The sequence below is a fragment of the Actinocorallia lasiicapitis genome, assembly GCF_054778695.1.
In genome coordinates, this window is sequence record NZ_BAAGZI010000254.1 from 1 (window position 1) to 8,829 (window position 8,829).

An 8,829-nucleotide genomic window follows, 5' to 3' on the forward strand; every position below is an offset into this window, starting at 1 on the left:
CCGCGCCCGCACAACGCGACCGCGATCCTGGAGACCCCGGCGCCCGGCGGCGCCCACCACACGAGCGTCCTGCCGCCCGTCGAGTACGGCGCGCCCGCCGCCCCGGCCGAGGAGGTGCTGCTGCTCGACCGGATCCTGCACTTCGCCACCGGCCGGTTCGTGCTGGTGACACTCGGCGTCATCGCCTCGATGGTGATCGGCTGGGCGGTCTGGTTCCAGGTGGCCGGGCAGTACGAGCACGTACCGAAGATCATCGGCATGACGAAGGCCGAGGCCGTCGCGGCGCTCCAGGCCGACAACATCGACTACACCTACGGCGCGACCGAGTACTCCGAGATCCCGGGCGTGGAGAAGAACGACATCTCCGCGGTCGAGCCCGGCCCCGGCACGAAGATCAAGCCGGGCGACAAGGTCACCCTGACGGTCTCCAAGGGCCGCCGCCCCGTGACCCTGCGGAACGTCGCCAACACCACCGCGGACGAGGCCGAGAAGGCGCTGCGCGAGCAGGGCTTCACCAAGTTCGAGCGGACCTTCGGCGCCGACCCCGCCAACGTGATCCCCAAGGACAAGGTCATCAGGACCGACCCCAAGGCGGGCACCAAGGTCTCCCCCGACGAGACCATCAAGATCGTCATCAGTCAGGGCCCGACCATGCCGGACGTCACCGGACGGCCCAAGGACGACGCCAAGGGCTGGCTGGAGAGCCTCGCCGGGCTCGGCCTCCAAGTCCAGATCCAAGAGGTCGACGACACCACCAAGCCCGCCGGGAAGGTCTTCGCGCAGCAGCCGCCCGCCGGCACCGTGCTGAACCCCGGCGACACCGTCGTCCTCACCGTCGCCAAGGACAACTGCCACTTCGGCCCCATCCCGCTGCCCTGGTGCGGCAACAACGCCAACAACCCCGACGACGGCAACGCCGACGAGCACGGCAACAAGCGCGTCCCCAAGATCGTCGGGCTGTCCCTCGCCGACGCCCAGGCACGGCTCCAGCAGCGCGGCTTCGTGGTCAACATCCAGCAGGGCGGCGGCAGCGGCACCGTGCAGCGCGCCCAGCCCGCCGAAGGCCAGCGCGTCCCGCAGGGCTCCGTCATCACCCTCTGGGACTGACCCCCCCGCGTGCGGCGCGCCCGTCCTGTCGGTGGGGCGGGCTACCCTGGCGGCACTATGAGCACGCAGAAGAAGAGCCCGATCGGGGCGCACGTGCCGGTGGCCGGGGGCCTCGGCACCGGGGGACTCAAGTACGCGGCGGAGATCGGGGCGGAAGCCGTCCAGGTGTTCGTGGCCAACCCGCGCGGCTGGGCACAGCCCGCGGGCAAACCCGCCGAAGACGCCAAGCTCCGCGACAGCGGGCTCCCCGTCTACGTCCACGCCCCCTACCTGATCAACTTCGGGACGCCGACCCCCGAGACCCTCGAGAAGTCCCTCGAATCCGTCGTGCACTCCCTGACGCGGGGACGCGAGATCGGGGCGCTCGGCGTCGTCGTCCACACCGGTTCGGCCGTCACCCAGAGCTACGACGAGGCGATGCGGCAGATCCACGAAACCCTGCTGCCCGTCCTCGCCGCCCTACCGGACGACGCCCCCAACCTGCTCCTGGAGCCCATGGCGGGCCAAGGCGCCATGCTCTGCGCCACCGTCGACCAGCTCGGCCCCTACTTCGACGCCCTCGAACACCACCCCAAACTCGGGGTCTGCCTCGACACCTGCCACGCCTACGCCGCCGGGCACGACCTCGCCGCCGACAAGGGCGTCGACCAGTGCCTCGACCAGCTCGTCGCCACCGTCGGCGAAGGGCGCCTCCAGCTCGTCCACGCCAACGACTCCATGGACGTGTGCGGCTCCAAGAAGGACAGGCACGAGAACATCGGCAAGGGCAACATCGGCGAGGAGCCGTTCGCGGCGCTGCTCAACCATCCGCAGGTCGCGGGCGTGCCGTTCATCATCGAAACGCCCGGACGGTCGGCCGAACCACACAAGGCCGACGTCGACACGTTGAAAAGGCTCCGGAAATAGGACCAGCCCGCGCGGCAAAGGCACGCGCGGGCCGGCTCCTGCAAAGCGCTCAGGCGCTGAGACGGACAACCCCCCGACTGTCCGCTCAGCGCCTGAGCCATGACCGCTGGATTCCACCCCCCCGGTACGGAACCCAGCAGCTGTGGCCCTCCACCCGTTACCGGGCTTCCGGAGGACCTCCAGAATCGCCTTGCTGAAGAGAACGTTAGACCGCCGCGACCCCACCCCGCGGCCCAGACGCGCCCCCCGCGACGAACGGTCAGCAACCAGCGCTGTACGTAGAGTGACCGTCGGACGAACGGTCGGTTCGGCGCGACGAACGGCGCTCAACGGAGACCGAGCCGCTCCGGCAGATGCAGCCGGGCCATCGCCGCCCCCACCCCCGCCGGCGGACGGGTCACCAACGACACCACGATCATGGTCGCGAACGCCACCGGGACGATCACGATGGTCGGCTGGGCCAGCAGCGCCCCCGGCCAGCCCGCCCGCGGGCCGCCCAGGATCCGCCAGAGCCCCGCCGCGACCGCCAGCCCCCCGCCCACCACCAGCCCCGTCAACGCGCCCGCCGCCGTCAACCGCCGCCACCAGACCCCCAGCACCAGCAGCGGGCAGAGCGACGCCGCCGAGATCGTGAACGCCAGCGACACCAGCGACGCCGCGCCCAGCGAACCGATGCACCACACGATCGTCAACGGCACCGCCAGCGCCACCACCGCGCTCCACCGGAACGCCCCCACCCCGCCCCGCAGCACACCCTGCGCGAGAGTCCCGGCGATCGCCACGACGATCCCGCAGGACGTGCTGGTGAACGCCGCGAACGCGCCCGCCGACAGCAGCGCCGCCAGCAGCAGCCCCGGCGTGCCAGGAACGAGCCTGGTCGGCAGCATGAGGAGGGTCGCGTCGGTCTCGCCCGTCATCAGCAGTTCCGGCGTGTACAGGCGGCCGAGCGCGCCGAACAAGGTCGGGAACACGTAGAACAGCGACAGCAGAACCGGCACGAGCGCGGCCGTCCTGCGGGCGTCGCGACCGGAGGCGTTGGTGTAGAAGCGGACCACGATGTGCGGCAGGCCCATCGTGCCCAGCAGCATCGCCAGCAGCACCGAATAGGTCGCGAACAGCGGATGCTCGCGGCTGCCGCCGAACGGGACACCCCACACCTCGCCGTCCAGATCGGGCAGGTGCGCGGCGTGCGGGACGGGCGCGCCCGCCGGGAACCGCACCCGGGTGCCCTCGTCGAGGGTGTGCGTGCCGGCCGTCAGCCAGAGCCGGTCGCCGTCGTACCGCTCCCGGTCCAGCACACCCTCGACCCTGACCTGGAGCTCGTCCCTGACGGTGAACGCGGCGTCGAAGTCGGCCGTGACGGTCGTCGCCCGCTGGAAGGCGAGCGGCCCCGGCGCGGTCGGATCGGGCGTGACCTCCTGCTGGTTCCAGAACACGACGAACACCACCGCCGGAACCGCCACCACGACGACCTTCAACCAGAACTGCACCGCCTGGACGATCGTGATCGACCGCATCCCGCCCGTCAGCACCACCCCCAGCACCACCACGACGACCAGCGCCCAGCCCACCCACACCGGGACCCCCGCGACCACCCGGAGCGTCACCCCCGCCCCCTGGAACTGGGGCAGCAGATAGAACCAGCCGATGAAGCAGACACAGACGCTCACCGCGCGCCTCGTCGCCGTCGAACCCAGCCGCCACTCGGCGAAATCCGACAGCGTGTAGGCGCCCGACCGGCGCAACGGCCCCGTGACCAGCGCCAGCAGCACCACATACCCGGCGGCCGCGCCGATCGGCAGCCACAGCATGTCCACCCCGTAGGCCAGGACCAGCCCGGCCGTCCCGAGGAACGCCGCCGCCGAAATGTACTCCCCCGCGATCGCCGAGGCGTTCCACGCCGGACTCACCGACCGGGACGCCACCAGGAAGTCGGACGTGCCGCGCAACGCCCGCACCCGTCCCGCCTTGCCGACCATGGCGGCCGCCCCCAGCACCCCCGCCAGCGCGGTCAGGCTGACGACCACCAGCAGCACGATCACGAACTCTCGACCATCCTCGCGAAATCCGCCTCGATCCGCTCCGCCCTGCGGACATGCCAGAACCCCGTCACGATCCAGACCGGCTGCACGCACAGCGCCAGCAGCAGCCAGCTCACCGGCAGCCCGAACAGCCGCCACCGCGCCAGCACCGGGACGTAGGCGAGCAGCAGCGGCAGCCCGCCCACCACCGCCGCCACGACCCCGACGGTGCGCAACGCCTGCACGAGCTGCGCGCGGATCAGCGACCGGACGAACACAGCGCCCAGCTCCGTCTGCTCGCCGATGTCGCGGGCCAGCCGCCACCGGGCGACCCTGGCCTGCTGGGCGCGGGGATGCGCCACGACGACGCGCTCCCGCTGGATCACGCGTCCGTCCTCAGCGCGTCACGGCGCGGCGGGCCGTCGGACTTGAACCGGCGGATCAGCAGATCACGGACCTGGCGGGTGTGCCGGCGGGCCACCGGCAGCAGCGTGTCACCGACCCGGACGGCCGCGCGCCCGTCGTCGAACCGCAGTTCACTGATGTGCGCGCACGCCACGAGGGTGCTGCGGTGGATCCGGAGGAACCCCGCCTCCTCCCACCGCTTCGCCAGCACGGCCAGCGGGATGCGGACCAGGTAGCCCTGCGCCTCGGTCTGGGTGTGCAGCCGGACATAGTCGCCGTGCGCTTCTACGTGGGTGACGGTCGAGCGGTTCACCATCCTGGTCCTGCCGCCGAGCTCCACCGGGATGATCTCGTCGGGGTCGTCCGGTTCTGGTTCCGGCGACGGCTGGGAGACCGCGTGCCAGGCTCTGCGGATCGCCTCCGACAGGCGTTCGGGGCGGACCGGTTTCAGCAGGTAGTCCAGCGCGCCCAGCTCGAAAGCCGTGACCGCGCAGTCGTCGTGGGCCGTCACGAACACCACGACGGGCGGGTCGGCGAAGCCCGACAGCAGCCGGGTGAAGTCGAGGCCGTCGAGGCCCGGCATCCGGATGTCGAGGAACACCGCGTCGAGCCGTTCCCCTGCCGCGAGCATCCGGGACAGCCCGCGCAGCGCCTGCGCGGGATCGTTGGCCTGCGCGACGGACTCGATCCGCGGATCGGCCTCCAGCAGGTACACCAGCTCCTCCAGGGCGGGGAGCTCGTCGTCTACGGCGAGCACACGAAGCATGAGCCGAAGAATCCCGCCATTACGCTCCGTGCGCAATCGAATCCGGGCAGTTGAGCTGAATCGGTTAGTGCGTGTAGACACCGGGGCGATATTTAGGGATGCGGAGATTGATCTTCGTTCCGGCGCCGGGGGCGGTCTCGACGACCAGGCCGTACTCGTCGCCGTAGACCTGGCGGAGCCGTTCGTCGACGTTGGCCAGGCCGATCCCGGCGTCGCGGGCCTGCTGGCCGGAGAGGACGGCGCGCACCTGATCCGGTTCCATGCCGACGCCGTCGTCCTCGACGCTGATGGCCGCGTCGGCGCCCGAATCACGGCCCGCGATCCTGATCTCGACGGGACGGGCCCCGTCCATGCCGTGCCGGATCGCGTTCTCGACCAGCGGCTGAAGCGACAGGAACGGCACCGCGACCGGCAGCACCTCCGGCGCGACGTCCACGGCGAACCGCAGCCGAGGACCGAACCGCGCCTGCTCGAGCTGCACATACCGGTGGATCGACTTCAGCTCGTCGGCGAGAGTCGTGAACTCGCGCGGGTTGCGGAAGGAGTAGCGGGCGAAATCCGCGAAGTCGAGCAGCAGCTCGCGGGCGCGCTCGGGATCGGTCCTGACGAACGAGGCGATCGTGGTGAGCGAGTTGTAGACGAAATGCGGCGAGATCTGCGCGCGCAACGCCCGCATCTCGGCCTCGGCCAGCCGGATCCGCGAGGAGTCGAGCTCGGCCAGTTCGAGCTGGCCGGAGACCCAGCGGGCCACCTCCGACAGCGCCCGCACCCGGGCCGGGCAGGCCGTCGAACCGTAGGCGGCGAGGGTGCCGACGATCCGGCCGTCCACCACCAGCGGGGCGATCATCGCCTCGGTGAGCCCGCAACCGGGATCGGGGCAGCGCAGCCCGGCCACCACCTTCGGACGTCCCGACTCCAGCACCGGGGCGGCCAGTGCCAGAGTTCCGTGATCACGGCCGCGGCCCTCCCAGGCCAGCAGGTTCGCCCGGTCGGTCAGCGCGACGGCCTCGACGCCCAGCAGCGCCCGCAGATGCCGGGCCGCCTTGCGGGCGGTGTCCGGGGTCAGGCCGCCGCGCAGCGACGGCGACGCCTGCGAGATCGTGTGCAGGGTCGCGAAAGTCGCGTCGTCGGAGGTGGTCCCGAATCCGTGCCGCTGTCTGCGCAGCTTTACGCCCATGACGGTGACCATAACGGTCGGTAACGGCTCACGTACCGAGAATTACGTTAATCCTCTTCTTGGTAGGAGTAGCGCTGCTCCCTCCACGGGTCGGCCACATTGTGGTAGCCGCGCTCCTCCCAGAAACCGCGCCGGTTGCCGATCATGTACTCGATGCTGCGCGCCCACTTGACGCTCTTCCACGCGTACAGGTTCGGGATCACCATCCGGACCGGGAAACCGTGGTCGGGCGTGATCTCCTCGCCGTTGTGGCGCAGCGCCAGAACGGTCTGCTCGGCCAGGAAATCCTCGATCCGGATGTTGGCGCTGTAGCCGTACTCGGCCCACACCATCACATGCGTGACCTCCGGATGCGGCGGCACCAGCTCGGCCAAGGTCACGCCCGTCACGCCCTCCCACAGATTGTCGGGGATCGTGAACTTGGTGACGCAGTGGAAATCGGCGACGACCTTGCTCTGCGGCAGGGCCTGGAAGCCGTCCCAGTCCCAGCGGGACTCCTCGCCGGTGGCCGTCGCGCCGTACACCCGGAAATCCCATTTCTCCGGACGGAAACGGGGAACGGGCCCGTAATGGAGCACGGGGAAACCCCGCGGCACATACTGCCCCGGCGGCAGGGAACTCATCGGAGGGGTCATCTTCCCGCTCATCCTGCCATCCCCGGAAGGTGAGCCAGATCGCGGCCCCCGATGTACGCGGCGGTTCCGATCATGCGCTACCGTGTGTCCCATGCGTAACGTCGTTCACGTCTTTTGGTATGACGAGCCCGGACCGGGTGTCGTCCCAGACGCGTTGCGCTGACGCAGACTTCACACCAGAGCCCCGGGCCCCGAAAGGTCCGGGGCTCTTGGCGTTGCAGAGGGGAAACTCCAATGGTCGTCGTCATGGCCGCCGATGCCACCGAATCCGACATCGACAACGTCGTGTCCCTCGTCGAGTCGTCGGGCGGCGAGGCGTTCGTGTCGCGCGGCGTCAACCGCACGATCGTCGGGCTGGTCGGCGACGCCGAACGGTTCGGCGCGCTGAACCTGCGCGGACAGCGCGGCGTCGGCGACGTCGTCCGGATCACCGCGCCGTACAAGCTGATCAGCCGCGAGAACCACCCCGAACGGACCGTCGTGCGGGTCGGCGGAGTGCCGATCGGCCCCGGCACCATGACCCTGATCGCGGGCCCGTGCGCCGTCGAGACCCCCAACCAGACCCTGAAGGCCGCGCTGATGGCCAAGGGCGCGGGCGCGACCCTGCTGCGCGGCGGCGCCTACAAGCCGCGCACTTCCCCCTACGCCTTCCAGGGGCTCGGCGAGGCCGGACTGAAGATCCTCGCCGAGGTGCGCGCCGAGACGGGAATGCCGATCGTCACCGAGGTGGTCGACGCCCGCGACGTCGAACTGGTCGCGTCCTACGCCGACATGCTGCAGATCGGCACCCGGAACACCCAGAACTTCGCGCTGCTCCAGGCCGCCGGCGAGGCGGGCAAGCCCGTCATGCTGAAGCGCGGCATGTCCGGCACGATCGAGGAATGGCTGATGTCGGCGGAGTACATCGCGCAGCGCGGCAACCTCGACATCGTGCTCTGCGAACGCGGCATCCGCACGTTCGAGAAGGCCACCCGCAACACCCTCGACATCTCGGCGGTGCCGGTCGCGCAGCGGCTGTCGCATCTGCCCGTCATCGTCGACCCGTCGCACTCGGGCGGCCGCCGTGACCTGGTGCTGCCGTTGACGGCCGCCGCCATCGCCGTGGGCGCCGACGGTGTGATCATCGACGTCCATCCGCACCCCGAGACCGCGCTGTGCGACGGGCCGCAGGCGCTCATCGACAGCGATCTGGTCGAGCTGGCCGCGCTGGTCCGGGCGCTGCCGCCGGTCGTCGGGCGCGCCCTCACCGAGACCGTCGAGGTCTGATCCGGTGTGCTGCGGACGGTCCTGTCGGGGCCGTCCGCTACGCTTGCGCCATGACCGATTGGCACGCGGTATCCCCGCCGGTCGCCTCCTGACCGGGGCGGCCTCTCTCTGACGTCACGTCGCTGACGTCCTGATGTCACGCCCCGGAGCCGGAATCCTCATTCCTTCCGCTTCAGGAGCGTTCTTCGTGCTGGTCATTTCTCGTTCTTCCGCGCGTGCCGGTAGCACGTCCATCCTGTTCGCGTCGTGCCTGTGGGGGACCACGGGGGCGGCGCGGCTGCTCACCGACGGGTCGGCCGTGTCGGTCGGCGCGGCCCGGATCATCATCGGCGGCGCTGTGCTCGCGGCGCTCGGCCGCAGCACGTTGCGCGGCGGGCGCTGGCTGCTGCTGGTCGGGGCCGTCTGCACCGCGGTGTTCCAGCTCGCCTACTTCGCGTCGTGCGTGCGGACGGGCCTGGCCGTCGGGACGGTCGTCACGATCGGAAGCGCGCCCGCGTTCGCGGGGCTGTTCGCGCTGCGTTCCGGGCTGTCGCGTGTCTGGCTGGC

The 8,829-nt window shown here is 70.6% G+C and carries 8 protein-coding genes and 1 pseudogene; 4 read left to right on the forward strand and 5 right to left on the reverse strand.

Annotation, left to right across the window (positions count from 1 at the left end; all coding sequences use genetic code 11):
- A partial coding sequence (locus tag ACYVE7_RS23410) for a PASTA domain-containing protein (RefSeq protein WP_460367205.1) occupies positions 1 to 1,107 on the forward strand: 1,107 nt, incomplete at its 5' end.
- 57 nt (positions 1,108 to 1,164) lie between these two features.
- Positions 1,165 to 2,013, forward strand: coding sequence for a deoxyribonuclease IV (locus ACYVE7_RS23415; RefSeq protein WP_460367207.1), 849 nt, complete (start codon positions 1,165 to 1,167; stop codon positions 2,011 to 2,013).
- A 326-nt stretch (positions 2,014 to 2,339) separates the two neighbouring features.
- Here the strand turns inward: ACYVE7_RS23415 and ACYVE7_RS23420 are convergent, their stop codons facing one another.
- From ACYVE7_RS23420 to ACYVE7_RS23440, 5 genes are all read right to left on the reverse strand, one after another.
- Positions 2,340 to 4,055, reverse strand: coding sequence for a sodium/solute symporter (locus ACYVE7_RS23420; RefSeq protein WP_460367208.1), 1,716 nt, complete (start codon positions 4,053 to 4,055; stop codon positions 2,340 to 2,342).
- Positions 4,052 to 4,420 (reverse strand): hypothetical protein, encoded by a 369-nt coding sequence (locus tag ACYVE7_RS23425; protein ID WP_460367211.1) that lies wholly within the window; start codon positions 4,418 to 4,420, stop codon positions 4,052 to 4,054. Before ACYVE7_RS23425 ends, ACYVE7_RS23420 begins: the two co-directional genes overlap by 4 nt.
- The gene (locus ACYVE7_RS23430) at positions 4,417 to 5,205 is read right to left on the reverse strand and encodes a LytR/AlgR family response regulator transcription factor (protein WP_460367213.1); all 789 of its coding nucleotides are present in this window, start codon (positions 5,203 to 5,205) and stop codon (positions 4,417 to 4,419) included. The genes ACYVE7_RS23425 and ACYVE7_RS23430 overlap by 4 nt, the downstream gene beginning before the upstream one ends.
- Positions 5,206 to 5,269: 64 nt before the next feature.
- A complete protein-coding gene (locus tag ACYVE7_RS23435; protein ID WP_460367215.1) occupies positions 5,270 to 6,382 on the reverse strand; it encodes a histidine kinase in 1,113 nt (370 codons plus the stop codon).
- Between the two features lie 47 nt (positions 6,383 to 6,429).
- Positions 6,430 to 7,005 carry a sulfite oxidase-like oxidoreductase gene (locus tag ACYVE7_RS23440; RefSeq protein WP_460367216.1) on the reverse strand — a complete coding sequence of 192 codons (576 nt, stop codon included), beginning with the start codon at positions 7,003 to 7,005 and terminating at the stop codon, positions 6,430 to 6,432.
- Between the two features lie 246 nt (positions 7,006 to 7,251).
- Between ACYVE7_RS23440 and aroF the strand changes: the two genes are divergently transcribed.
- Positions 7,252 to 8,283 (forward strand): 3-deoxy-7-phosphoheptulonate synthase, encoded by a 1,032-nt coding sequence (gene aroF, locus ACYVE7_RS23445; RefSeq protein WP_460367218.1) that lies wholly within the window; start codon positions 7,252 to 7,254, stop codon positions 8,281 to 8,283.
- A 187-nt stretch (positions 8,284 to 8,470) separates the two neighbouring features.
- Positions 8,471 to 8,829 (forward strand): annotated as a pseudogene (locus ACYVE7_RS23450) (EamA family transporter); the annotation flags it as partial.

Excerpts from the sequence above, each read along its gene's own strand:
- ACYVE7_RS23415 (WP_460367207.1), top strand. The coding sequence starts at position 1,165 with ATGAGCACGCAGAAGAAGAGCCCGATCGGGGCGCACGTGCCGGTGGCC.
- ACYVE7_RS23430 (WP_460367213.1), bottom strand. The coding sequence starts at position 5,205 with ATGCTTCGTGTGCTCGCCGTAGACGACGAGCTCCCCGCCCTGGAGGAG.
- ACYVE7_RS23435 (WP_460367215.1), bottom strand. The coding sequence starts at position 6,382 with ATGGGCGTAAAGCTGCGCAGACAGCGGCACGGATTCGGGACCACCTCC.
- ACYVE7_RS23440 (WP_460367216.1), bottom strand. The coding sequence starts at position 7,005 with ATGAGTTCCCTGCCGCCGGGGCAGTATGTGCCGCGGGGTTTCCCCGTG.
- aroF (WP_460367218.1), top strand. The coding sequence starts at position 7,252 with ATGGTCGTCGTCATGGCCGCCGATGCCACCGAATCCGACATCGACAAC.